22 protein-coding genes and 1 pseudogene are annotated in these 22541 nt (G+C 67.2%); 13 read left to right on the plus strand and 10 right to left on the minus strand.

Annotated features, from left to right (window positions below; all coding sequences use genetic code 11):
* Positions 1 to 21: 21 nt before the first annotated feature.
* Genes H0S66_RS15780 through H0S66_RS15790 form a run of 3 tightly spaced genes read right to left on the minus strand, consistent with a single transcriptional unit; the run spans position 22 to position 2639 of the window.
* The gene (locus H0S66_RS15780; protein ID WP_179616225.1) at positions 22 to 846 is read right to left on the minus strand and encodes a sulfite exporter TauE/SafE family protein; all 825 of its coding nucleotides are present in this window, start codon (positions 844 to 846) and stop codon (positions 22 to 24) included.
* Position 847: 1 nt separating this feature from the next.
* Entirely contained in the window at positions 848 to 2329 is a 1482-nt protein-coding gene (locus H0S66_RS15785) for an MBL fold metallo-hydrolase (RefSeq protein ID WP_179616226.1), read from the minus strand.
* Positions 2330 to 2336: 7 nt separating this feature from the next.
* Positions 2337 to 2639, minus strand: coding sequence for a rhodanese-like domain-containing protein (locus H0S66_RS15790; protein WP_179616227.1), 303 nt, complete (start codon positions 2637 to 2639; stop codon positions 2337 to 2339).
* 152 nt (positions 2640 to 2791) lie between these two features.
* On the opposite strand from H0S66_RS15790, the gene H0S66_RS15795 reads away from it, so the two are divergent.
* Together H0S66_RS15795 and H0S66_RS15800 are read left to right on the plus strand one after the other, a co-directional pair.
* Complete coding sequence (locus H0S66_RS15795) at positions 2792 to 3202, plus strand: DUF302 domain-containing protein (protein WP_179616228.1); 411 nt, start codon at positions 2792 to 2794, stop codon at positions 3200 to 3202.
* Positions 3202 to 3468 carry a metal-sensitive transcriptional regulator gene (locus tag H0S66_RS15800; RefSeq protein ID WP_179616229.1) on the plus strand — a complete coding sequence of 89 codons (267 nt, stop codon included), beginning with the start codon at positions 3202 to 3204 and terminating at the stop codon, positions 3466 to 3468. The genes H0S66_RS15795 and H0S66_RS15800 overlap by 1 nt, the downstream gene beginning before the upstream one ends.
* Positions 3469 to 3494: 26 nt before the next feature.
* Here the strand turns inward: H0S66_RS15800 and H0S66_RS15805 are convergent, their stop codons facing one another.
* The 5 genes from H0S66_RS15805 to H0S66_RS15825 all read right to left on the minus strand — a co-directional run bounded on the left by H0S66_RS15805 (position 3495) and on the right by H0S66_RS15825 (position 7199).
* Positions 3495 to 4394 carry a cytochrome c biogenesis CcdA family protein gene (locus H0S66_RS15805; protein ID WP_179616230.1) on the minus strand — a complete coding sequence of 300 codons (900 nt, stop codon included), beginning with the start codon at positions 4392 to 4394 and terminating at the stop codon, positions 3495 to 3497.
* Complete coding sequence (locus tag H0S66_RS15810; protein WP_179616231.1) at positions 4391 to 5101, minus strand: DsbA family protein; 711 nt, start codon at positions 5099 to 5101, stop codon at positions 4391 to 4393. The genes H0S66_RS15805 and H0S66_RS15810 overlap by 4 nt, the downstream gene beginning before the upstream one ends.
* The gene (locus H0S66_RS15815) at positions 5094 to 5483 is read right to left on the minus strand and encodes a hypothetical protein (RefSeq protein WP_218876350.1); all 390 of its coding nucleotides are present in this window, start codon (positions 5481 to 5483) and stop codon (positions 5094 to 5096) included. Before H0S66_RS15815 ends, H0S66_RS15810 begins: the two co-directional genes overlap by 8 nt.
* Before the next feature lie 74 nt (positions 5484 to 5557).
* Positions 5558 to 6223 carry an ArsR/SmtB family transcription factor gene (locus H0S66_RS15820; protein ID WP_179616233.1) on the minus strand — a complete coding sequence of 222 codons (666 nt, stop codon included), beginning with the start codon at positions 6221 to 6223 and terminating at the stop codon, positions 5558 to 5560.
* 430 nt (positions 6224 to 6653) lie between these two features.
* Positions 6654 to 7199 carry a TetR/AcrR family transcriptional regulator gene (locus H0S66_RS15825; protein WP_166191367.1) on the minus strand — a complete coding sequence of 182 codons (546 nt, stop codon included), beginning with the start codon at positions 7197 to 7199 and terminating at the stop codon, positions 6654 to 6656.
* A gap of 222 nt (positions 7200 to 7421) precedes the next feature.
* Between H0S66_RS15825 and H0S66_RS15830 the strand changes: the two genes are divergently transcribed.
* A complete protein-coding gene (locus H0S66_RS15830; protein ID WP_166191369.1) occupies positions 7422 to 8720 on the plus strand; it encodes a cytochrome P450 in 1299 nt (432 codons plus the stop codon).
* 69 nt (positions 8721 to 8789) lie between these two features.
* On the opposite strand, the gene H0S66_RS15835 is transcribed toward H0S66_RS15830, so the two are convergent.
* On the minus strand, positions 8790 to 9842 hold the full coding sequence (locus H0S66_RS15835) for a helix-turn-helix domain-containing protein (RefSeq protein WP_166191371.1): 1053 nt from the start codon (positions 9840 to 9842) through the stop codon (positions 8790 to 8792).
* A 104-nt stretch (positions 9843 to 9946) separates the two neighbouring features.
* Here H0S66_RS15835 and H0S66_RS15840 point away from each other — a divergent pair, with 104 nt between their 5' ends.
* From H0S66_RS15840 to H0S66_RS15855, 4 genes and pseudogenes are all read left to right on the plus strand, one after another.
* Complete coding sequence (locus tag H0S66_RS15840) at positions 9947 to 10267, plus strand: 2Fe-2S iron-sulfur cluster-binding protein (RefSeq protein ID WP_179616234.1); 321 nt, start codon at positions 9947 to 9949, stop codon at positions 10265 to 10267.
* Positions 10268 to 10289: 22 nt separating this feature from the next.
* A pseudogene (locus H0S66_RS15845) lies at positions 10290 to 11675 on the plus strand (cytochrome P450); the annotation flags it as partial.
* An 11-nt stretch (positions 11676 to 11686) separates the two neighbouring features.
* A complete protein-coding gene (locus H0S66_RS15850) occupies positions 11687 to 12892 on the plus strand; it encodes an NAD(P)/FAD-dependent oxidoreductase (RefSeq protein WP_179616236.1) in 1206 nt (401 codons plus the stop codon).
* 94 nt (positions 12893 to 12986) lie between these two features.
* The gene (locus H0S66_RS15855) at positions 12987 to 14615 is read left to right on the plus strand and encodes a fatty acid--CoA ligase (RefSeq protein WP_179616237.1); all 1629 of its coding nucleotides are present in this window, start codon (positions 12987 to 12989) and stop codon (positions 14613 to 14615) included.
* A 243-nt stretch (positions 14616 to 14858) separates the two neighbouring features.
* On the opposite strand, the gene H0S66_RS15860 is transcribed toward H0S66_RS15855, so the two are convergent.
* Positions 14859 to 16055: a PucR family transcriptional regulator gene (locus tag H0S66_RS15860; protein WP_179616238.1), complete on the minus strand. Its 1197-nt coding sequence runs from the start codon at positions 16053 to 16055 to the stop codon at positions 14859 to 14861.
* Between the two features lie 419 nt (positions 16056 to 16474).
* Here H0S66_RS15860 and H0S66_RS15865 point away from each other — a divergent pair, with 419 nt between their 5' ends.
* Genes H0S66_RS15865 through H0S66_RS15890 form a run of 6 tightly spaced genes read left to right on the plus strand, consistent with a single transcriptional unit; the run spans position 16475 to position 22533 of the window.
* Positions 16475 to 17260, plus strand: a complete 786-nt coding sequence (locus H0S66_RS15865; RefSeq protein WP_179616239.1) for an MlaE family ABC transporter permease — start codon at positions 16475 to 16477, stop codon at positions 17258 to 17260.
* Position 17261: 1 nt separating this feature from the next.
* Positions 17262 to 18125: an ABC transporter permease gene (locus tag H0S66_RS15870; protein ID WP_179616240.1), complete on the plus strand. Its 864-nt coding sequence runs from the start codon at positions 17262 to 17264 to the stop codon at positions 18123 to 18125.
* A gap of 5 nt (positions 18126 to 18130) precedes the next feature.
* Positions 18131 to 19300, plus strand: a complete 1170-nt coding sequence (locus H0S66_RS15875) for an MCE family protein (protein ID WP_246305703.1) — start codon at positions 18131 to 18133, stop codon at positions 19298 to 19300.
* A gap of 16 nt (positions 19301 to 19316) precedes the next feature.
* Entirely contained in the window at positions 19317 to 20345 is a 1029-nt protein-coding gene (locus H0S66_RS15880; RefSeq protein ID WP_179616242.1) for an MCE family protein, read from the plus strand.
* Between the two features lie 53 nt (positions 20346 to 20398).
* Complete coding sequence (locus H0S66_RS15885) at positions 20399 to 21328, plus strand: MCE family protein (RefSeq protein WP_179616243.1); 930 nt, start codon at positions 20399 to 20401, stop codon at positions 21326 to 21328.
* A complete protein-coding gene (locus H0S66_RS15890) occupies positions 21325 to 22533 on the plus strand; it encodes an MCE family protein (protein WP_179616244.1) in 1209 nt (402 codons plus the stop codon). Before H0S66_RS15885 ends, H0S66_RS15890 begins: the two co-directional genes overlap by 4 nt.
* Positions 22534 to 22541: the final 8 nt, after the last annotated feature.

Consider the following 22541-nt stretch of genomic DNA (forward strand, 5'->3'; position numbering starts at 1 on the left):
AGGGTTGAGCGGTGGGTGTGATCAGAGAAGGGCGGGGACCGCGCGGGCTGCCGTGTAGACGGCGACGCCGAGGACCAGGACGGCGAAGGCGGCCTGGAGGCGGTTGGTGCCGACACGGTCGGCGAGGCGTGCCCCTACAACGGCTGCTGCCGCCGACGTCGCGGTGAGGACGGCGACGGACGTCCAGTCCGGCGCGGCGTTAGAGCCGGCCCGGACGGCCAGCGCTGCGGCGCTGGTGATGGTGATGACCACCAGTGACGTGCCGGCGGCGTACTCCATCGGCAGCGCGAGGGCGAGCAGGAGGGCGGGAACGACGAGGAAGCCGCCGCCCACGCCCAGGAAGCCGGTCAGTGCCCCGACGACGGTCGCGGTCACCAGCACCTTGAGCGCCCGGGGGCACTGGCAGGCGAAGGTCGGGCTGAACGTGATGATCGGGTCGTCCAGGGTGGGCCGCGCGACGTGCCGAGGGTCGTCTCCGCGACGGTGACGTAGCTGGCGCCAGGCCAGCATCCCGCCGACCAGCAGCATCAAGGCGGCGAAGGCGGCCAACAGGATGTCCTCGGGGACCCGGGTGGACGCCTCCGCTCCCGCCACCGCCCCGCCGATCGCGACCAGGCCGAAGACCAGGCCGCGGCCGAGCAGCACGTTGCCGGCGCGGTGTGCGGCGATCGCCCCGAACAGGGAGGTGACGCCGACGACCACCAGCGACCCGGTCGTCGCCTGGGAGGCGGACTGATCGAGCAGGTACACCAGCACCGGCACCGCCAGGATCGAGCCGCCGCCACCGAGTGCCCCCAGGGACAAGCCGATGAAGACGCCGGCGGCGACGGCGAGGAGCAGTGTCATCTCAGGCGTCGGGCCCGTCGGCACCGTCGGTGGTGTCGCCCTCGGGGCTCACCAGGTGCAGGCCGACCTTCTCGGCGTTCTCGAAGGAGTCGTCGACCGCGACCGGGGTGCGGCCGGCGGCGGCGACGAACGAGGCGGCGACCGAGGCGCGGTAACCGCTGGCACAGTGCACCCACACCTCACCGTCGGGCACATCACCGACGCGGAGGGGCAGCTCGTGGATGGGGATGTTGATCGCCCCGGCGATCGCTGCGCCCTCGTACTCGTCGGCGCGGCGCACGTCGAGCACGACGACGTCGCGGTGGTGTCGCACCTGCGCCAGGTCGGCGAAGGTGGCGGTGGGGAAGGTGCCGAGGTCGCCGTCGGTCCAGTCCTTCGGTCCGCCGGTGGCTTGGGCTGCGGGCCGGTCGATGCCGATCCTGACCAGCTCGCGCTGGGCGGTGGCTACGTCCTCGGCGGTCTCGCCGAGCAGGGTCACGGCGGTGCCCCACTCGATCAGCCAGCCCAGGTAGGTCGAGAAGGCGCCGTCGAGTCCGAAGTTGAAGGTTCCGGGGGCGTGCCCGGCGGCGAAGGCCTTGCGGTTGCGCAGGTCCACTACCCACTCGCCCGCCTCGATCCGGCGTCGCAGCTCGGTTGCGTCGGCCTCCTGCACCGGGGAGAGGTCGGGCGCGGAGGGGCCAGCGGCGTTGGCGGGTCCCATGTGCACGTAGTACGCCGGCCAGGCGCCGAGACCCTCTAGCAGCTCGCGGACGTAGGTTTCCTCGTCTTGGGTCAGGACCGGGTTCGAGCGTTTCTCGTCGCCGATCGTGGAGGCGGTGGCGTCGGACTGGGTGGCCGAGCAGAAGGACCCGAACCCGTGGGTCGGGTAGACCTCGGCCTCGTCGGGCAGCTGCTGGGCGAGCTTGTGTGCCGATGCGTGCTGGTGGCGCACCAGGGCGTCGGTGTGCTCCTCGCCGAGCAGGTCGGGTCGTCCGGTGGCGCCGTAAAGCAGCGAGCCGCCGGTGAACACGGCGTACGGCTCCTCGCCGTCAGGGCCGTCGACCGAGAGCGCGTAGGACAGGTGGGTGAAGGTGTGGCCGGGGGTGGCGATGGCGCGGACGCGCATCCGGTCGCCGACCTCGACGACCTCGCCGTCGGTGATCGGGGTGCGGTCGAAGGACACCTCGTCCTCGCCGTTGACCAAGTAGGCCGCTCCGGTTGTTTGCGCGAGCGCCAGGCCGCCGGTGACGTAGTCGTTGTGGATGTGGGTTTCGAAGACGTGGGTCAGTTGGACGCCGTCGGCCTCGAGCACCTCCACTACCCGGTCGATGTCGCGCTGCGGGTCGATCACGAGGGCGACCGCGCCGTCGTGAACCACGTAGGTGCGGTCTCCGAGCGAGGGGGTCTCAAGGGTGCGTACGGTCAGCCCCTCGGCTGGGTGCTGCTGCGTCTCCTCGGTCGCCGAGGCTGGCGCGGGTGTCTCGGTGGTGGTGTCGTCGGTCATGTTCGCCTCACTTCTCGATCGGTCGCCCGGAGCGGATCCAGGCGCTGGTCCCGCCGGCGACGTTGATCGCGTCGAAGCCGTTGGCGGTCAGGACGTCGGCCATCGCGCTGCTGCGGTTGCCCGAGGCGCACACCACGTGCACCGGTCGGTTCGGGTCGATCTCGCCCAGACGGGCGGTCAGCTGACCCATCGGGATGTTGGTCGCACCGGGCACGTGCCCCTCGCGGAACTCCGCAGGCTCACGGACGTCGACGACAGGCGCGCCCTGGTCGAGCGCTGCAGCGAGCTGGTCGACGGTGGTCTCACGCATAGATGGACTCCTTCGTTGGCTTGTCGATCTGCACAACATAACCCCCGGGGGGGTTATGCCCCGGACGTTAACACATCCCCCAGGGGGGTTGTATAGTTGTGGATGCAGGCCAACCACGGACCTCGTGATCGGTACCCGGGAGGGAATGACCTATGACGCAGTACACGCTCAAGACCACGGTGCGTCGGCCCTACGACGAGACGGTCGAGGCGGTGCGTGCCGAGCTCTCGGCCGCGGGATTCGGCATCCTCACCGAGATCGACCTGAAGGCCACGTTGAAGGCGAAGCTCGACGTCGACGTCGCACCCCAGGTGATCCTGGGGGCCTGCCGTCCCGAGCTGGCCCACCAGGCGCTGCAGGCGGAACCCTCGATCGCCGCGTTGCTGCCCTGCAACGTCGTCGTCCGCGCCGTCGACGACACCACCACCATCGTCGAGGCCTTCGATGCCGACGCCATGATGTCCTTCGCTGCTGATGACCGGGCCGGCGACACCCTCCGCACCGTCGCGACCCACGCAAGACAGCGGCTGACCGCGGCGCTAGCCGCACTGGAGAACAACTGATGGACCTCGAACCCACCGAGATCAAGGCGATCATCACCCGCATGAAGCGCGCCAACGGCCACCTCGCCAGCGTGATCCGCATGATGGAGGAGGGGTCGGACTGCGAGTCCGTCCTCACGCAGCTGGCCGCCGTCAACAAGGCGCTCTCCCGCGCCGGCTACGCCATCGTCGCCACCGGTCTGCAGCAGTGCCTCAACGAGTCCGACGAGGGTCTCGACGACGTGGACGTGAAGAAGATGGAGAAGCTCTTCCTCGCCCTTGCCTGAGACGGTCCACCCGGAGCGCTGGGGTGCTATCGGGAGCGCAGCTCCTCGTCGATCCGCTCGTGTGTCGGGGTAGACGCCGGGCCGTCGCTCCTCGAGCTGCCGCGTCGTCGGCGCCAGGCCACCACCAGTGCCGCAAGCAGGATGACTGCGGGCAACAGCCAGTCCGGCGCCGCGGCGGCCCACTTCGCGACTGCCTGCTGGGCGGTGAACTCCAGGTCGACGGTGTCGCCGATGCCGAAGGCCCCGGTGATGCCGGCGGTGCCGTCATAGCGGAGGAACACCACGCCGATGATCACGAAGAGGACTCCGGCGGCGGCAGATGTCGTGTGGACGCGCAGCGGCCCGCAGGTCAGGGTGCGCCCGCGCAGCCAGCGGCGGCGGCCGAGATCGAAACGATCCCAGATGGCGGCGAGCACCAGCAATGGTGCCGCCATCCCGAGTGCGTAGACCGCGAGGAGGGCTCCGCCTCGCCACGGCGAGCTCTGGGTGGCGGCAACTGTCAGAATGGCGCCAAGCACCGGACCGGAGCAGAAGCCCGCAAGACCGTAGACCGCCCCCAGGATCAGGGTCGAGACCCATCCCTCGCTCCCGCGAGTGGCAGACCAGGTCTGAAGGCGGCTAGCGAACGGCAGCGCGAAGCCCTTACCGACCAGCTGCAGGAGGCCCAGTCCGATGATGGTCCAGCCGGCGACCGCGATCAGTAGCGGTCGGTGGCCGTAGATCAGTCGCGACGCGGCTGCCGCGCCCGTGCCGAGCGGGACCAGGGTGATCAGCAGGCCGACGTAGAAGACCAGCGTCCTAGTCACCAGCGCGCGCTTGGTGGCGAACGCGTAGGCGAAGAACGACGGCAGCAGCAGTGCGCTGCACGGTGAGAGGAGCGCGAGGACCCCGGCGGCGAACGCCGCGACGACGCCGATCTCGATCATCCGGCAGCGGCTTCCTCGATGATGTCCTCGAACACTTGGGTCGGCTGGGCGCCGATGACCGGGACACCGTTGATCAGGAACGACGGGGTCCCCGTGATGCCCAGCGCCTGGCCCTCCTGGAAGTCGGCGTCCACCTGCTCCGCCGTCGCCTGGGACTTCATGTCCGCACGGAACTGCTGCACGTCCAGGCCGAGCTCCTCGGCGACTACCTCGACGTACTTCTGGTCCAGGTTGCCGCTGTTCGGGGGCAGCTGGTCGGCGTACATCGCGTCGTGGAACTCCCAGAACGCCCCTTGTGCGCCGGCCGCGCGACCGGCCAGGGCGGCGGTCGTCGACTCCGACCCGAGGTAGGGGAAGTCGCGCCACTCGATCCGCAGGGTGCCATCGGCGACGTACTTTTCCTCAAGGGCCGGGGCGGTGTCGCGAGCCCACTTGCCGCAGAACGGGCACTGAAAGTCGGAGTAGGCGATGAGGACGACGGGGGCGTCGACGTCGCCCTTTGCCATCGGGTCGTCGGCCTGGCGTCGTGCCAGAGAGTCACCGCTCGTGCTCGACTGCTGCGAGTCTGTTGAGGACTCGACTGATCCGTCGGCTTCGTCCTCGCCGGAGAACGCGCCGGCGAGCGCTGCGATCAGCGCGACGGCGGCAGCGAGCGCGACGATTACCGGCAGGATGGGGCTCTTGCGGGCGGGATGCGACTCAGGCATGAACTTCCTTCAGATCGGTGGGACAGGAGATCTCGCCGAGCAGACGTCGCCGTAGCGCCCAGGCGAGGACAGCGACCGCGGCAACTTGCAGCAGCGGCTGAATGGGCTCGAACCAGGTCATCGCTCCCGCGCTGCCGAGAGCGAGGAGCACGAGCTTGTTGCATACCGGGCAGCCGACGGCGAAGTACGTCAGCGCGCTGCCTATCCATCCACCGCGCCGGGCCCGGCGGTCATCGCCAATACGTGCCGGGGCCACCACATAGGACCCAACCAGCAGTCCGGCCAGGACCGAGGAGAGAACGAGGGAGGGCCAGGCCCACCACGTAGGAGGAACCTCACGGCCGAAGATCGGTGTGTCGACCAGGTCGGTTGGAATCGCCACGACAAAGACGAACGCGGCACTAGCAGCGAGTGCCGTCAGCCATCGCCGAGCAGGCCAGAGGCGTAGCGCCGATATCACGCGCCGACCTCCACCGGGAGCGCGTGAGTACGCCACTCCAGCATCCCGTCCTCCAAGCGGCGGGCGTGGATCCCTTCAGTCGCCAGCAACCGGACTGCATCGTGCGCAAGCACGCAATAGGCGCCCCGACAGTAGGTGATCACGTTGCCGGCGGACCGCAGTTCGGCCACAGCGTTAGTCAGCTCCCCGAACGGGAGGCTGCGGGCGCCCGGGATATGGCCCGCGGCGTACTCCTCCGACGGCCGGACGTCTAGCACCGCGGCTTGGCCACCCTCGAGTAGTTCGAGCAGCTCTTGCCGAGTCACGATGTCGACCTCACCTGAGCCTGGAACGCCAAGGTAGGCCGCCAACGCCTGCTCCACATCGGCCGACCGCGTCCGTGCGACGGTCAGCATTGCGCCGTACAGCGCCACCACGTCATCGCCCGCCAGTCGGTAATAGACGCGCGTACCGTCCCTACGCGTCCGCACCAGGTTCGAGGACTTCAACACCTGGAGGTGAGCCGACACCGTGCTGACCCCCATGTCGGCTGCACGGGCCAAGCCCTCGACCGTACGCTCCCCTTGAGCGAGCAGGTCCACCAACTCGAGGCGCTTGGGGCTACCGAACGCCTTACCGACCACTGCCAGCTCGGCAAACAACCCGTCCTTCGCGTCGCTCATCCAATCCTCCAAAGATCATTGGAGGAGGAGCGTAGCGGACGCTGGCTCGCCTCAATGCGGGCACCCCGACCAGCCGCCCGTAGCCGATCTCCGCGAGTGCGAGCACGAAGATGATGGAGGGTCGTGCGACGCGCCCCTGCTAGCCCTCCGGCTTTGCTCGCTCGCAACGAGGCAGTGACGCAACGAGGACCCCGGCGACGCCGGGGCCCTCGTTCGTCGAGCGGTGAGTTCGAGCAATACCTAAGAAGTGACTACAGGTCGTAGTAGTGACTGACTGACCCATGCTGACCTGCGCAAACTCTAGGAGAACTTGGCTATTTGTGCCACGCTTGTAACGGAGGGCGGTTTCTTCTCGGGCGGCGCCGGGTTGGCGTCGTCATCGATGGTTGCACCCCGAGGCGCGAATCTAGTTCGAACAGGGTGTCCGCCATCAGAAGGCGGCACCTACGTAGCGTTCGATCAGTTCTCGCTCGGTGGTGGGGTCGTCCACGGGCCAAGTGATCATGCTGAGTACGACTCGAATGAGCCATTCGGCGCCGAGATCGTGTTCTTCGCCGAGGTCCATCAGAGACGCAGCGAGACGGTTCAGCATTTCGGAGTGGGTGAAGTAGGTGTCGTCGAAAGCCGGGGGTGACTTGACGAACTCAGCCAGGGTGCGGTCGCTGCGAATCGCTTGGACTCCGGCAAGGATCGACTCGATGACCAGTTGTTTGCCCTGCATCCCGCGAGTCTGCGTTCGCACCTGTTCGACCACGGTAGTCGCGGCTAGGCCTACCAGTGTGTCCACAAGGCTGCGCTTGTTGCCCACGAACCGGTAGACGGTCGCGCGTGAGCACCCTGCTCTGCGGGCGACCTCTTCCAAGCTGAACGTCTTGGGACCGCGCTCGCGCAGGACGTCGCTGCCGGCTGCGTAGATGCGTTCCAGGGCGGCTTCCCTTCGACTGCCAGGAATGAGCCATGCGTCGGAATCTGGCATTTTGTACCCTGACGTTACTGAGCGATTTAGTCTCACGGTGAGACGATTGTAAGGCTAGCGAAGACCCCGGTCCCGGGCGGCCTGGTGGCCTCCAAGAGGCGGCGCGCTTGGTCTGAGACGGCCTCCCGATGACTCGTCCCCGCCAGGCGTCTCAGTCATTCAAGAGGCCTTGTGGGTGCACGTCTCCGCGGTTGAGGATTGCTCCTGAGACGGAGGATCGTGATGACAACCCGCACACGCACAGACGGTGCCCCTGACCTGTTCAAGGTGGTCGGCACTGCAGCATGGCTGAACTTCGAGGGTGCCGCGCGCACCGTGATCCGCGGCCGTCGCGGCTGGGTGGGGGCGGTCAATACCGACTACGATCCCTTGGATCCACGGACGGCGGCCCAGCCGCATGCGGCGTATCGACGCCTTCATGAGACGGGGCGGGTGCACTACAACCCGCGTCGGGCCATGTGGGTCCTCTCGCGCCTCGACGACGTCCGCGCCACACTGAGAGCCACCGACAAGGTGACCAGCAGTCAGGGGGTCACCCGGTTACGGATCCAGGCGCCGCTCGTCGTCCTCACTGACGGCGAGGAGCACGCCCGGCTACGCAAGCAGATACAGCCCATGTTCACCACAGGTGCGATGGCCTCCTGGCGCGCGATGGCGGAGAAGCTGGCCTCCGAGATGGTCGACGAACTCGTGCGTGCTCCCGGCTCGGACGTGATGACGACACTGGCCACTCCGCTACCGATGAGCCTGATCGCTCACATCATGGGTGTCTCCGATGGCGACTTCGACGACTTCCGCCGATGGTCGGAGACGACGGTGCGCATCATGGACGCGAATGCGACGCCGCTGGGCATCCGGCACGCACGAGATGCCGCGACAGGCCTGGCGTCCCTGCGGCGGTACTTCACCGAGCAGTTCGACGCTGGGAGGATTCGGGAGTCTGACTCGGCTCTCGGTCGACTCATGAACCACAGTGAGAACGGTGCTCTCACCGGCAACGACCTGTTCATGATCGCGATGCTGCTCCTCGTGGCTGGTAACGAGACCACGACGAACCTGCTGGGCGGGATGTTCGAGACGTTTGCTCGCAATCCGGAGGAGTACGACCGCGTTCGACAGGATCCTGGTCTGGTCCCGATGGCGATCGAGGAACACCTGCGGTTCTCCAGCCCCATCCAGAATCTGTACCGCTACACGCGCGCTGACTACGACATCGCCGGTGTCACCATCCCGCGAGGGTCCAGGGTGTTGCTGTCCTTCGGTGCTGCGAATCGGGACCCCGAGGCGTTCGAGGAGCCCGACACCTATCGGGCTGACCGCAACCCCAGGATGCACGTCGGGTTCGGGCACGGCGCACACCTGTGCGTCGGAGCACCGCTCGCTCGGATGGAGGCCCATGTCGTGCTCACCGAGCTCCTCGGTCGCGTCTCGAGGATCGAGCTGTCCGGTGACCCGACATGGTCGACCAACAGCTCGTTGCGCGGGCCCACCAGACTCCCCGTTCGACTGGTCACCACGTGATGCGCCTCGCCTGTCGCCGCTTCGCGGATAGCCCGCTCCGGTCGTAGACGTGGCGCCGAGTGCGCCGAGCTAAGGGCGGCCGCTCCCGCTCAGGACGGCCGACCCCCCTGGTCCGAGGCGCCCCACGTTGCGGAACTCGCTCGGCGACTGCCCGGTCCAGCGCTTGAAGGCGTGGGAGAAGTTCCCAGGATCGCCATAGCCGAGATCGACCGCGATCTGACTGATCGTCAGGGAGTGGTCGAGAAGCAGCACGATGGCTCTCTCGCGCAGCAGGGACTGTCGGACCTGACGGAATGTCGTGCCCTCGTCCTCGAGCCGTCTCTTCATGGTGCTGGTGGAGACGTCGAGGAGTGCGGCGATGTCCCGGCTGCTCGACCGTCCTGGGTCCTGCTCGAGCAGTCGTCGCACCCGCTCCGTCACGCTGGTGGCACTGGTACTGCGGTCGAGCATGCGGCGCAGCTCGGCGATGGCCAAGCCGTAGGCGACCGGGTCCGGGAACCGGCAGCGGACACGAAGGGCCTCGGCCGGCACGTCGATGAAGGACGTGTGCGCGTCGAAGTCCAACCGTTCGCTCATCAGGTCGGTGCGAGTCTCCACAACTCCGGGGGCAGGCCATGCCAGCTGCAACGTCACCCCTGGTAGCGGGCCGGCCAGCAGGTCGAGTAGTCGAAGCAGCGCCGCACCACCGTAGGTGATGACCAGGCAGTCGAGATCGGGATCGCCGGTCTGACCGCTCAGCCCCACTGTCAAGCCGTGCTCGCCCGGGTGGAAGTGAGGGCGAAGAGCGCCGGAGATCACGGGCAGATACCCCAGCAACTGGAAGATCTCGTCCACCGAGCCAGCGCTGACCAAGGGCAGGCTCAGCGGGCCGAACGAGGTCAGCTGGGCCTTCTCGGCGAAAGCGAGCCCGAGGTAGGTAGCACCGTCGGGGTCGAGGTCCGGGTAGACCTCGCGGAACCATCGGATGGGCACTTGCCGGTCGCGCTGTACCAGCTCGACCTCCGAAGTGCCCTGGAGTTCGATGATCCGACGGAAGTGCGCGACGGCGCTGGGCTCAAGCGCGTCGCTGTTGAGGAGCTGGACGAACGCCAGCGGAGGCACGCCGGGTTCGGGAACTCTCACTGCACCTCCTGAGCCGAAATCACAATATATTGACGTAGGTGACCATAGCCACAGCCTGACGGGGAGACACAGGATTGAGGGCCGGTCTACCAAGGAGTTTCTTCATGTCCGTTGTCACCTTCATCTCCCACGACGGGGAGAAGCACGAGACACCGCTGGAAGAGGGTGTCTCGCTGATGCAGGTCGCCGTCGACAACATGGTTCCTGGAATCGACGGGGACTGCGGCGGCGAAGCCGCCTGCGGTACGTGCCACGTGGTCGTCGAGGACGGATGGATCGACCAGGTCGGCCGTTCGGGTCCCGTGGAGGAAGAGATGCTCGCCATGAACCCCGAGCGCGAGCCGAATTCCCGGTTGTCGTGCCAGATGCGGTTGAGCGACAGCCTGGACGGCCTCGTCGTCCGGCTCCCCGAGTTCCAGCTGTGACTGTCGAGAGGAACATCGCACCATGACGACCCTGACCACCGTGACCGACGCCATGACCGAGCGAGCTCAGTCCATCGTCCCCATGAGCATGCAGATCCGCGGGGCGCACCTGTACGACCGGGCGCGTCGCTTCGTGACCCGTACCAACGGGCAGAAGATCTTCGTCGAGAAGCCGATCCCCCCCGTGGAGGAGGTTGCCCTGGTCGACATCGACCTGAGCAACCCGTTCCTCTATCGGCAGGGCAAGTGGCAGTCGTACTTCGAGCGGGTGCGCAACGAGGCTCCCGTCCACTTCCAGGCCAACAGCCCGTTCGGTCCCTTCTGGTCGGTCACCCGCCACGCTGACATCATCGCGGTCGACAAGGACCATGAGACGTTCTCGGCTGAGCCGTTCATCATCATCGGCGAGCCGCCGCGGTTCATGGATGTCGCCATGTTCATCGCCATGGACCCGCCCAAGCACGACCGGCAGCGCGCCGCCGTCCAGGGCGTCGTGGCTCCGAAGAACCTGCGCGAGATGGAGAGCCTGATCCGCTCGCGGGTCCAAGAGGTGCTGGACGACCTCCCGATCGGTGAGCCCTTCAACTGGGTCGACCGCGTCTCCATCGAGCTGACTGCGCGGATGTTGGCGACACTGCTGGACTTCCCCTACGAGCAGCGCCGCAAGCTCGTCGAGTGGTCGGACCTGGCCAGCTCCATGGAGCAGGCCAACGGCGGCCCCTCGGACAACGACGAGGTGTTCCGCGGATTCGTCGACGCAGCGCAGGGGCTGAGTGCTCTGTGGCGCGACAAGGAGGCGCGGCTGGCGGGGGGAGAAGAGCCTGGCTTCGACCTGATCACGATGCTGCAGCGCAACGAGGACACCAAGGACCTCATCGATCGTCCCATGGAGTTCCTGGGCAACCTCGTCCTGCTCATCGTGGGTGGCAACGACACGACGCGGAACTCCATGAGCGGTGGGATCCTCGCCATGAACCGGTTCCCGGACCAGTTCGAGAAGCTCAAGGCCAACCCGGACCTCATCCCCAATGCGGTCTCGGAGATCATCCGGTGGCAGACACCTCTGGCCTACATGCGGCGGGTCGCCAAGAAGGACACGGTGCTCAACGGACAGTTCATCCGCAAGGGCGACAAGGTCGTCATGTGGTACGCCTCGGGCAACCGTGACGAGCGAGTCTTCGACCGGCCCGACGACCTGATCATCGACCGCAGCAACGCACGCAACCACATCTCCTTCGGCTTCGGAGTCCACCGCTGCATGGGCAACCGGCTGGCGGAGATGCAGCTCAAGATCCTCTGGGAGGAGCTGCTGCCGCGCTTCGAGAAGATCGAGGTCGTCGAAGAGCCTGAGTACGTCCAGTCCAACTTCGTGCGCGGCATCAGCAGGCTGATGGTCACCCTGACGCCGAAGACCCAGGCGTGACCGAGGGGAGGGCGCTGGTCGTTGGCGCCAGCCACGCCGGTGTCCAGGTGGCCGCCGGCCTGCGGCAGCAGGGCTGGTCAGGAGAGGTCGTCGTGGTCGGCGACGAGCCAGCGCTGCCCTACCACCGTCCTCCCCTCTCCAAGGCCTACCTCGCCGGCACGAGCAGCCTGCAAGACCTCGCTCTGCGCAAGGCGGAGTTCTACGCCAAGCACGACATCCGCCTGGTGCAGTCGACGGTCACGCAGGTCGATCGTGCCGCGCAGCAGGTGGGGCTGAACGACGGCACCACGATGGGCTACACCCATCTCGCCCTGTGCACGGGTGGCCGGGTGCGCACCCTGGACGTGTCCGGTATCGACCTGCCCGGGGTGTTCTACCTTCGGACCTTCGCAGACGTCGAGTCGATCCGGGCCTTGGCGGCTTCCGGCAGCCACGCCGTCATCGTGGGCGGCGGGTACGTCGGCTTGGAGACAGCCGCGTCCCTGCGCGCTCTCGGCCTGGACGTGACAGTCCTGGAGGCCGCCGAGCGCGTGCTCGAGCGGGTCACAGCACCCGAGGTCTCGGCGTTCTACGAGCGGGTCCACCGCGACGCCGGCGTCGTGATCCGGACGGGCGCCCAGGTCAGCGCCATGGCCGGCGACCAACGCGTGCGTGAGGTGGTCCTGCGGGGTGGTGAGCGGATCCCGGCCGATCTCGTCGTCGTCGGGGTGGGCTTGGTTCCCAACACCGAGCTGGCAGCCGAGGCTGGCCTGTACGTCGAGAACGGGATCGTGATCGACGACCTGGCTCGCACCAGCGACCCCCGCATTGTCGCCGCCGGCGACTGTGCCAGTCACCGGATGGCTCGCTACGACCGCCTCGTGAGGTTGGAGTCCGTGCCCAGCGCCGGGGAGCAGGCGAAGACGGCCGCCGCGACACTGTGCGGCAAGGAGAGGCCGATCGCAGCGCTGCCTTGGTTCTGGTCCGACCAGTACGACCTCAAGCTGCAGATCGCGGGGTTGAATCTCGGCTACGACGAGCTTGTGCTGAGCGGCGACCCCTCTCGAGATCGCGACTTCACCTGCTACTACCTCCAGCAGGGACGGCTACTGGCCGCGGACTGCGTGAACCGACCGCGGGACTTCCTGAAGGCCAAGCAGCTGATCAGCCAGGGCCTCGGGGTCGACCGAGCCCAGCTCGAATCTGCCGCGGCCGCATCCTGACGACCCCTGTCCCCCGTCTTCCGGGTCCACCCGACGCGCTGGCCGACCGGCCGCGTCCCTGCCCCCGAACAGCTTCGATACCCAAGGAACCCCCATGCAGAGCACCATGATGAACGTCCCCCTCACCACCGCCGCTATCCTGCGGCACGGTTCGCGCGTGCACCCCACGGCCCGTGTCCGGACGATGCAGCCGGACGGCTCGGTCAAGGTCGGCACCTTCGCGGACGTCGCTCGCCGCTCGGCGCAGCTGGCTCACGCCCTGCGCGACTGCGGCGTCACGGGCGACGAGCGGGTGGCGACCCTGATGTGGAACAACCAGGAGCACGTCGAGGCGTACTGTGCAGTGCCCTCGATGGGCGCGGTCCTGCACACTCTCAATCCCCGCTTGACCCCTGAGCAGCTGATCTACATCGCCAACCATGCCGACGACCGGGTGGTCATCGTCGACGGCACGCTGGCTCCCCTTCTGGGGGCGGTCCTGCCGCACCTCGCCGGAGTGCGCACGGTCGTGGTGACGGGCGCCGTCGACCTGGCGCCACTGCAGCGTGAGGGCCTCAACGTGGTGGCCTACGAGGAGTTCATCGCCGGCCGGCCGGAGACGTTCGACTGGCCGGAGCTCGACGAGTTCTCGGCCGCGGCCATGTGCTACACCTCTGGCACGACGGGCAACCCCAAGGGCGTTGCCTACAGCCACCGCTCGACGTACCTGCACTCGATGGCGGCATGTGCCGCCGACGGGCTGAGTGTTACCGGTGACGACGCGATCCTGGCAATCGTCCCGATGTTCCACGCCAACGCCTGGGGTCTGGTCTACGCAGCGCTGATCGCTGGAGCGGATCTGGTCATGCCTGACAGGTTCCTCCAGGCGGAGCCGTTGGTCCGCCTCATCGCCAGCGAGCGCCCCACGATCGCCGGCGCGGTGCCGACGATCTGGAACGACGTGCTCCACTACCTCGAGGCCAACCCCGGGTCTGACATCTCCTCGCTGGGGCTGGTGGCGTGCGGGGGGTCGGCTGTGCCGCTGCACCTGATGCAGATCTTCCAGGAGAAGTACGGCGTGCAGATCGTGCAGGCATGGGGGATGACCGAGACCTCGCCGCTGGCTGCCATCGCCCGGCCTCCGGCGTCGGTGAGCGAAGAGGAGCACTGGACGCTGCGCGCCTCCCAGGGCAGGCCCGTCGCGGGCGTCGAGCTGCGGCTGGTGGACGACGAGGGCAACGAGGTACCGCACGACGGTGAGTCGGTCGGGGAGATCCAGGTGCGCGGTCCGTGGATCACCGGGGCGTACGTCGGCGGTGAGGAGACGGACAAGTTCGACAACGGGTGGCTGCGGACCGGGGACGTCGGTCGCATGGACGATCGCAGCTTCATCACCCTGACCGACCGCACCAAGGACGTCATCAAGTCAGGCGGGGAGTGGATCTCGTCGGTGGAGCTCGAGCTGCTGCTCGCCGGTCACCCCGCCGTGCTGGAGGCAACAGTCATCGGTGTGCCGGACGAGAAGTGGCAGGAGCGCCCTCTCGCGGTGATCGTGACGCGGGAGGGCGCCGACGTGACCCCCTCGCAGCTGAGGGACTTCCTGGACGGCAAGGTGGCCAAGTGGTGGCTGCCCGAGCGGTGGTGCTTCGTGCCCGAGGTCCCCAAGACCTCGGTTGGTAAGTTCGACAAGAAGGTGCTCCGTGCCCAGCACGCAGCCGGCGCCCTCACGGTCGTGGATATCTGAACTGCACCCCCTTGGCGGCGAGATCTACGCGAACGTGAATGCGCGGGCGGCCGTCCCCACTCACGCAGCAAGGGTCTCGGCGACAGATCAGGGCGCTAGCACTGCCGTCAACACCAAGCAGCCACGACCACGGTCTGCCCCGGGTCTACTCATCGCTGCTGTCCTGGAGGCCGCGTGAGTGAAGCCCATGAGCGCAGGCACCCCGGAGGGCCATGACTCGGTTGGCCGTGACGATAATCCCGGTCACGGCGCCAACTGCCCATTGTGGCTCAGTTCCAAGTGGCGCAAGGCGAGGGCCACCTCGCTGCTCGTCGGCCCCAGATCGCGGCCGAGGAGGGTGGTCGCCTTCTGGAGCCGGTAGCGAATGGTGTTGCGGTGCACTGAGAGTTCAGCTGCCGTCCGATCGATGCTGCCGCCCAGAGCCAGATACCTCGCGACGGTCTTCCGGAGGCTGACCTCATGGACCGCATGGCCGGCCAAGTTGCCTAGTGTGCGCCGCATGAAGTCGTCCACCTCCTCGTTGCATCCGAGGAGCACGAGGGCTTCGTGATGAGCGTGGAGGAAGACGCCCCGCTTGTCGGGATGCACGATGTCCAGTGTCCTCCGAGCCAGTTGATGAGAGGACGCGAAACCAGCCAGCCCAGGTCTACTCGGCCCTACAAGGACACGCAGATCGCCAACAGGGCTGTTGGACAGCGTCAGCTCCGCGTCGGGGGTCAGCTGTCGACTGGTCGAAGTCCACATCCAGGCCTGACGGCCGCCCGGACGCACTACCAGCGGCGGCCGCAGCCCCGCCTCCGCCGCCAGATGTCGGCACGATTCCTCGAGCGACTCGACAGCATCCTGCTCCTCGCCGGCTGCCAGGATGAAGGCAGTGTGGTACCCCGTCATGGGATATCCCCCCAGCTCGGCAGAGAGTCGCCGGATGTCCAGCGCCTCTCCGTCCAGCACCCGTGACACCGTTTCCATCCAGCGCGCGTTCTGCCCGATCTCAATGCGACGGCGCGCCTCGTGGTAGATCCGACTGGTCTCGTTGATGGAGCGATCGATCCAGTCGGACGCTCGCTCCCACAGGAAAATCAGCAGTTCTGTCCGCTCGGATCGGGCATCGTCGATCTCGGCGATCAGATCTGTGACATAGCCCCACGTGCTCTGCTGTGCGATGCGGTATACGCGATTGAGGGTCTCGAGCGGGAGCGACGTCTGTGCCGATTCGCGCGCGATGTGTACGGCGGTAGGAACCAGGACGAAGGCCGTTTGCGGCTGCGTCAGTTGGTCGAGGAAGCCGGTCCAGTGTTCGCGGATCGCTGCTTCGATCCCCTCGGGCAGGCCGGGTCGGGAAGCCAGTTCCGGGACCTCCTCCAGGATCGTGTAGGCGGTGCGCTCCACCCAAGCCTCAACCTGGCTGGCGCTCGACTCTTCGAGGACAAAGAGTGTCACCCATTCCTCGACCCACGGCAGTGGACGTGTCGGCATCTGGCTCCTGTGGTCGAGTCGACGGCTTAAGAACCGCCATGATTGTGCAAAGATACAAGAACTAGTCGCGCGTTGGGCATCATTGACGAGACATACGCCCCGCCCTCTCTGTGTAATCGCGGTCACATCGTGAATCGGAAGGGTGAGCGCATGGGGATGCGGGGTGGACCTGCCGCGACAGAAGCGTCGCCGAGGGCTGTTCGAGTGTTACCAGTTCAGCGGGGGTGTTGTTCGGTGGGCTTACATCAGTCGCCCCACGGTCTCGACGACCCTTCGTGGGCTGAGAGCATCCCGGGCCGCGTCGCACGATGGTGACGGCGACTACCCCCCGGGACGCGGTCCAGCGGCCCGGACCGTCCGGCTTGACGCCGAGCTCGCGAAAGATGGCCAACGAGGCCATGAGTTCGAGCGTGTTCGTCCAGGCGCTGAGCACGTTCGGCGACTTCTATTCGTTCACCGGCAATGTCTTCAAGCAGATGTTCACCCGTCGCTTCCAGTTCCGCGAGTTCGTCTCCCAGGCATGGTTCCTCACGACCGTCTCCTTCGCGCCGGCCATCCTGGTCGCCATCCCCTTCTGCGTCGTGATCATCTTCCAGGTCAACCAGTTGCTGATCCAGATCGGCGCCGTCGACCTGGCTGGAGCGGGCGCGGCCGTGGCGGTGGTCCGTGAGATCGGACCCATCGTGAGTGTTCTGGTGGTGGCCGGCGCCGGTGCCACCGCGATCTGCGCCGACCTCGGCTCGCGCAAGATCCGGGACGAGATCGATGCCATGGTGACCCTCGGCATCGATCCCATCCAGCGACTCGTCGTTCCGCGCGTCCTTGCCTCCATGCTGGTCGGCGTCGCGCTGAACGGAGTGGTGACCGTCGTCGGCATCGTGGGGGGCTACATCTTCTCGGTTGTCCTCCAGGGAGCCACGCCCGGTCTGTACGTCTCCGACCTGACCCTGCTCGTCGGTCTCGCGGACTTCATCACCTCCGAGATCAAGGCCGCTGTCTTCGGCATGTTGGCCGGTCTGACCGCGTGCTACCTCGGGCTGAATGCCAAGGGCGGCCCCAAGGGCGTTGGAGACGCCGTCAACCAGACCGTCGTCTTCGCCTTCATGCTGCTGTTCGCCGCCAACAGCGTGATCAGCGCCATCTTCCTCCAGATCAAGTTGGGAGCCTGACATGGCGGTCCACGCCACCACGCCGCGTCCGAGGCAGCGAGCGCTGCGCCTGGGCCACGTGGCGAGTCGACCGGCCCAGGGGCTTCGAAATCTTGGCGACCAGCTCGGCTTCCACACCTCGGCCTATCGTGCGATGCCGCGCGCGATCCGAAGCTACCCCAAGGAGATCATCCGGCTGCTCGCCGAGGTGTCCCTCGGCTCGGGTGCCCTGGCCCTGATCGGCGGCACCGTGCTGGTCATCGGCTTCCTGACGGCCGCATCCGGAATCGAGGTGGGGCTGCAGGCCTACACCTCTTTCGACAACATCGGGGTCTCCGCGCTGTCGGGCTTCTTCTCGGCGTACTTCAACACCCGTGAGGTCGCCCCCATCATCTCCGGCATCGCGCTCACCGCCACGGTCGGCGCCGGTTTCACCGCCCAGATCGGAGCGATGCGGGTCAGCGAGGAGATCGACGCGATCGAGGTCATGGCTGTGCCTCCCATCCCGTACCTCGTCACCACCCGCATCATCGCCGGCTTGATCGCCGTCGTGCCGTTGTTCACGATCGCCCTGATGTCCTGCTGGCTGGCCACCGAGCTCGTGGTGACGGTCGGTTACGGCCAGGCGTCCGGCACCTACGAGCACTACTTCGACACCTTCCTCGTGCCCACTGACCTCTTCCTGGCCGGCATCAAGGTCCTGATCATGGCGCTGGTCATCGTGTCCGTGTGCTGCTTCCACGGGTTCCGTGCCAGTGGAGGGCCGGCTGGAGTGGGTCAGGCGGTGGGGCGGGCGGTCCGCTCTGCGCTGATCGCCACCATGTTCGTCGACCTGATCTTCGCGCTCGCCGTCTGGGGCGGGCCGTCGGTCCACATCGCGGGGTGAAGACCATGGTGCAAGCTCGAGGGATCGACCGGCAGTTCCTGTCCGGCCTGACCATCATCGTCCTGCTGGCGGCGGTCGTCGTGGGAACGCTCATGCAGTACAACGGGGTCTTCCGGCCCAGCGTCGACGTCGTGGTCGAGGCGGACCGCGCTGGGATCACCATGGCGCCGGGGGCGCCGGTGAAGCTGTACGGCGTCGAGGTCGGCGCCGTGAGCGACGTCGATATCGACGGCGACCGTGCCGAGATCACCCTCGAGCTGGAGCCGGACCAGGCCGACTCCGTGCCACGCGACGTCACCGCGCAACTCGTGCCGCCGACCGCATTCGGTGCCAAGTACGTCCAGCTGACTGTCCCGGAGGGAGCGAGCTCGGAGTCGATCGAAGCCGGCGACGTCATCCCGGCGAGCGCCACCACGGTGGAAGTGGACGAGGCATTCACCAATCTCAGCGCCGTCCTCGAGGCTGCACGCCCAGCCCAGGTCAGCGAAGCCTTGAGCGCTGTGGCGGGGACTGTGGACCAGCGTGGTGAGATGCTGGGAGAGCTCATCACCCTGACCGATAACTACTTGACGTCCTTCAATCCCTCGCTCCCGGCCCTCAGCGAGGACCTGCGGCGCCTCGACGACGTGGCCGCGGTGTACGACCTGGCCCGGGACGATCTCATCACCACCTTCGATGGTGCGGCCACGACGTTGGAGACGGTGGTCGAGCAGCAGGCGTCGCTGCGCGCCCTGGAGCTGAGCCTCACCTCCTTCAGCAGCGAGGGCGATGCCCTGTTGAGGGACAGCGGTCAGGGACTCAGCACCTCCTTGCGGTTGCTCGATCCCGTGACCCGGTCACTGGCCCGGTACTCCCCGGAGCTGCCGTGTCTCATCGAGGGCCTGGCCCAGGGCAACGAGCTCGCGGAGCTCGCGGTGGGAGGCACCAATCCGGGCATCACCACCTTCACCCACGTGGTCCGCGGTCGGGAGCCCTACCAGTACTCGTCCGACCTCAAGCTGCTGGGCGAGAACCGGGGTCCCAACTGCTTCGGCCTGCCGTACGTGACGCCGGAGGAGGCGTCGCTCACCTATGAGCCGACCTTCGCGACCGGGGTGAATCCGTTCACACAGTCATCCGAGGGAGCCCCTGGCTCCGCCGACGTGCTCGATATTTTGGGAATAGGGGGTCGCTGACGTGGCGACGAGTCCAGTGCGAGCCAGGGAGCGGGCCGATCTGCTCAGGCTCGTCTCCTTCCTGGTGGTCGCCGCGCTCGTGACGTTCTGGGTGGGTGCCGTGACCAGCGAGTACCGCTCCGGGGGAGCGGCGCCTTACCGAGCCGCCTTCGCCGACGTGTCGGGTCTTCGTCAGGGAGACCAGGTCCGGGCCGCGGGCGTCAGGGTTGGCGAGGTGACGGACATCGACGTCCGGCCGGACAGCACGGTGGTCGTCTCCTTCGAAGTCGATGACGCCCTCGTCCTCGACGAATCGACCACGGCCACGATCGAGTACCGCAACCTCATCGGCGACCGGATCGTTCAGCTGGCCACGACCGGCGGAGCCAGTGCGGCCGAGCTGTCACCGGGAGGAATGATCTCGATCTCCAACACCGCCTCAGCGCTCGACCTCGACACCCTGCTCAACGGATTCAAGCCGCTGTTCGCCGGCCTCAACCCCGCCCAGGTCAACGATTTGTCGCAGCAGCTGGTGCAGGTGCTGCAGGGTCAGGAATCGGCCGTCGAGACGTTGACGACCCGCGTCGGCTCGTTCACCTCCGCGATCGCCCAGCGCGAGCAGCTGATCACCCAGGTGATCGGCAACCTGAACGAAGTCCTGGAGACCGTGGATGGGCGTCGCGACGAGCTCGGGCAGGTGATCGACGCGCTCGACATCGTGCTGACCCGCTTCGACGAGCAGGACACCGAGATCCTGATCGCGGCCGACAAGATCGATCGATTCGCCCGTGAGGCATCGGGACTGCTCGCCCGAGCCCGCGGCGACCTCACTCCCGACCTGCGTGCGCTGACGGTGGCGGCGCGCGGTCTGAACCTGGAGAAGGAGGAGCTGGTCGCCGTGCTGCAACAGCTTCCCCGTCACTATCGCAAGCTGCAGAACGCCGGTTCCTACGGCAACTTCTTCAACTTCTTCCTGTGCGGTGTCCGGGTCCAGACCGACGTCGTGGCCGGTGCCCCGGTCCTGACGCCCTGGATCAACTCCGATGCCGAGAGGTGCCAGGCATGAATGGCTTGCTTCGTGGTCGTGCTCGCCGCGGACTTGTGGGCACGGTGGTGATCGTGCTGGTGGTCCTGGCCAGCCTCAACTTGAACCGGTTGCCCCTGGTGGGCAACAGCGACGTCATCCATGCCCGGTTCGCTGAGGCGGGCGGTCTGCGCGGGGGGGACTCGGTGATGGTCTCCGGAGCCGAGGTCGGCAAGGTGCGCGACGTCGTGCTCGAGGGCGGCGTCGTCGAGGCTGACCTGGTCCTCACCGACGCCGATGTCGAGCTCGGCGACCTGACCGAGGCCCGCATCGTCACCACCACGCTCCTGGGGCGTGCGGCGGTCGAGCTCGTGCCCGCCGGAGACGGGGCACTCGAGGCGGGGGACACGATCCCCGTCGAGCGCACCGATGCGCCCTACAGCATCACCAGCGCTCTCAATCGGCTCACCACCGAGAGCGGGGAGATCGACAAGGCCGCCCTCCAGCGCGCCATCGACCAGGCCTCGGGCGTCCTCGAGGGTTCGCGGGACTCCGTCGGCCCCGCCCTACGCGGCATCACCGACATCTCCCGTGCGATCGCTGCCAACGACGAGCAGCTGGCCACCTTGTTGGATCGTGCCACTCGGGTCACCGACGTCCTGGCCGATCGCGACCAGGAGATCGCGTCACTGCTGACCGCGGGTGAATCGCTCTTCGCCGAGCTGGACGCGCGTCAGCGTGTCATCGAAGCGCTGCTGGAGAGTGCCCAGATGCTCGCGGATCAGCTGCAGGGCGTCCTGGAGGAGAACACCCAGGTCATCGGTCCCGCGCTGAGGCAGCTCAACAGCATCGTCGAGGTCCTGAACCGCAACCGCAAGGCGATCCAGGACACCCTGGTCGGTCTGCGGGGCTACGCCACTGCGTTCGGCGACGCCGCGTCGACCGGTCCGTGGTTCGACGCCTACATCCAGAACCTCACCGACCCTGCCACCTTGGCGCCCATCCTGTCTGGAATCCTGCCGTGACCGACATCTCCAAACGCGGCCTCGTGCGCCGCCTCGCCGTCCTCCTCGTCCTGGGCCTGCTCGTGGTATCGACCGCGACGCTCATCCGTGGCGGTGACACGACGATCAACGCGACCTTCACCAGTGCCGAGGGGCTCTACGTCGGAGACGACGTACGAGTGCTGGGCGTCCCAGTGGGCACCGTCAGCCAGATCACCCCGTCGGAGACGGGTGTCGAGGTGGAGCTCATCATCGAGGATGACCAGCCGATCCCGGCCGACGCACGGGCGGCCATTGTCTCGCCCAGTCTGGTCAGTGGGCGGTTCGTCCAGCTGGAACCCGCCTACGTCGGGGGCCCGCAGCTGTCGGACGGTGCTGAGATCAGCGTTGAACGCACCGCGGTCCCCGTCACCTTCGACGACGTCAAGCAGCAGCTGACCGACCTGACCGGCGCACTCGGACCCCAGGAAGGTGCCGATCGCGGCGCCCTGGGGCGTGCTGTCGTCGCGCTGGACGGGAGCCTGGCGAATGGCAACGCCCTGGAGCTGCGACGAGCCATCGCGGGGCTGCGAAACGCTACCGCGGCCCTGTCTGACCCCAGCTCCGACCTCTTCACCACCGTGGCTAACCTCGACACTTTCACACGTGCCCTGGCAGTGAACGACCAGGCCGTGCGTGGGTTCGCCGAAGAGATCGACGCCGTAGGTGAGGTCCTCGAGCGCAACCGGTTGACGCTGACCGCGGTGCTACGCGATCTTTCGGCGACGCTGCGGACCACGCGCGACTTCCTCGACACCAACCGAGCGGGCATCTCGACCGCGGTCCGCCGGGTGAACCTGCTCTCGGCAGCCCTGGCCGACCGCTCGGACGCGCTGGCGGGGTCCCTCCACCTCGGCACCAACGCGCTCATCAACCTGGCGAACATCGTCGAAGGATCCGCGCTGAAGGGGCGCGCCACCCTCAGCGCGCTGGACAGCCTTCCGCAGCTGCTGTGCGGGGCGATCCTGGGTGCGGGGGGCACCGCAGCTCAGTGTGACAAGGTGCTCAGTCCGATTCTCGAGGCTCTGGGTCTGGAGAGCTTGGACCAGGGCCTGGTCCCGGGCATCAACGTGGGCGAGCCTGGTGACGGTGACGACGTCCCGATCCCCGGGCTGGCGGGCGTCGAGATCGACCTCTTGCAGACCCTCGGAAGTCTGCTCACCGGCACCAACGGAGGCACGCCATGACGACCCGC

Origin of the sequence: Nocardioides marinisabuli, from assembly GCF_013466785.1 — a bacterium.
GTDB classification, from domain to species: Bacteria; Actinomycetota; Actinomycetes; order Propionibacteriales; family Nocardioidaceae; genus Nocardioides; species Nocardioides marinisabuli.

Bases quoted from the DNA above. Each gene is read 5' to 3' on its own strand.
- H0S66_RS15865 (WP_179616239.1), top strand. From the start codon at position 16,475: ATGGCCAACGAGGCCATGAGTTCGAGCGTGTTCGTCCAGGCGCTGAGC.
- H0S66_RS15810 (WP_179616231.1), bottom strand. From the start codon at position 5,101: ATGCCTGAGTCGCATCCCGCCCGCAAGAGCCCCATCCTGCCGGTAATC.
- H0S66_RS15780 (WP_179616225.1), bottom strand. From the start codon at position 846: ATGACACTGCTCCTCGCCGTCGCCGCCGGCGTCTTCATCGGCTTGTCC.
- H0S66_RS15800 (WP_179616229.1), top strand. From the start codon at position 3,202: ATGGACCTCGAACCCACCGAGATCAAGGCGATCATCACCCGCATGAAG.
- H0S66_RS15875 (WP_246305703.1), top strand. From the start codon at position 18,131: ATGGTGCAAGCTCGAGGGATCGACCGGCAGTTCCTGTCCGGCCTGACC.
- H0S66_RS15840 (WP_179616234.1), top strand. From the start codon at position 9,947: ATGTCCGTTGTCACCTTCATCTCCCACGACGGGGAGAAGCACGAGACA.
- H0S66_RS15830 (WP_166191369.1), top strand. From the start codon at position 7,422: ATGACAACCCGCACACGCACAGACGGTGCCCCTGACCTGTTCAAGGTG.
- H0S66_RS15790 (WP_179616227.1), bottom strand. From the start codon at position 2,639: ATGCGTGAGACCACCGTCGACCAGCTCGCTGCAGCGCTCGACCAGGGC.
- H0S66_RS15785 (WP_179616226.1), bottom strand. From the start codon at position 2,329: ATGACCGACGACACCACCACCGAGACACCCGCGCCAGCCTCGGCGACC.
- H0S66_RS15855 (WP_179616237.1), top strand. From the start codon at position 12,987: ATGCAGAGCACCATGATGAACGTCCCCCTCACCACCGCCGCTATCCTG.
- H0S66_RS15870 (WP_179616240.1), top strand. From the start codon at position 17,262: ATGGCGGTCCACGCCACCACGCCGCGTCCGAGGCAGCGAGCGCTGCGC.
- H0S66_RS15795 (WP_179616228.1), top strand. From the start codon at position 2,792: ATGACGCAGTACACGCTCAAGACCACGGTGCGTCGGCCCTACGACGAG.
- H0S66_RS15820 (WP_179616233.1), bottom strand. From the start codon at position 6,223: ATGAGCGACGCGAAGGACGGGTTGTTTGCCGAGCTGGCAGTGGTCGGT.
- H0S66_RS15805 (WP_179616230.1), bottom strand. From the start codon at position 4,394: ATGATCGAGATCGGCGTCGTCGCGGCGTTCGCCGCCGGGGTCCTCGCG.
- H0S66_RS15825 (WP_166191367.1), bottom strand. From the start codon at position 7,199: ATGCCAGATTCCGACGCATGGCTCATTCCTGGCAGTCGAAGGGAAGCC.